This is a genomic window from Faecalibacterium sp. An77 (assembly GCF_002161315.1).
Classification (GTDB): domain Bacteria; phylum Bacillota; class Clostridia; order Oscillospirales; family Ruminococcaceae; genus Faecalibacterium.
In genome coordinates this window covers 1-816 of record NZ_NFHK01000103.1, presented here as the reverse complement: position 1 = coordinate 816, position 816 = coordinate 1, and the positions used below count along the sequence as shown (strand labels likewise).

The 816-nt window shown below is 55.6% G+C and carries 1 protein-coding gene; it reads right to left on the bottom strand.

Annotation, left to right across the window (positions count from 1 at the left end; translation table 11 throughout):
• Nucleotides 1–816: transposase (locus tag B5G28_RS14225; protein ID WP_144265586.1), on the bottom strand; the 816-nt coding region annotated here is incomplete at both ends.

Genomic DNA, 816 nt, shown 5'->3' with positions numbered 1-816 from the left:
GGGTCTCGTCCACATTCACAATGTCCTGCCGCAGCAGCTCCCTGCGAAGCTGCTCATACAGGGGCTTGAACCAACGGGCACTGCGGATTACCCAGTTGGCCATGGTATTGCGCCGAAGACCCACACCCTGTCCCTTCCAGTAAGCCTCCTGGCGATACAGCGGAACTCCGTTCTGGAACTTCTCCTGCATCACATAGGCTACTGTGGAGGGAGCCGCCATGCTTTTCTTCATCACTGGAACAGGAGCTTCGGCCTGCCGGATATAGCTCTCCCCAGTCTGGGCTTCACAGTGCGCACATTTGTAGCTGGCGGCATAGTAATCCACCACATACACCTGGGCCGGCACAATTACCAGCTCAGAGCGGACAAACTTTTCCCCGATCCGTACCATGGTGCTGCCGCACTTGGCGCAGATCTGTTCCTGCTCCGGCAGCTCACAGACTGCCTTCTTGTGTTCCAAACCTTCTGTCAGTTCTTCTTTGGTCCGTTTTGCTTTCCGGGCATGGGCCTTCACCGGGGTCGTTTTTCCCGGTTCCGGAGCAGATGCATCGCTGCAGGCTTCCGCTTCATTGAAGAAGTCCAACTGCTGAGCGTCCACATACTGAATCTGCTCACTGGATTGCCCAAACATCCGCTTGCGCATCTGAACCAGCTGTTCATTCAGGGACTGCATCTTCACCAGCTGTTTTTCCAGTAACTGCTTCTCCTGCTCCAGCTGTTGCTTCCTCTGTTCCAGCCGCTGTTTCTCTTGCTCCAGTGACCGGATATACGCCGCCACTTCCGGCGGAAGATTTTGGGTATCCAGATTCATGGCGC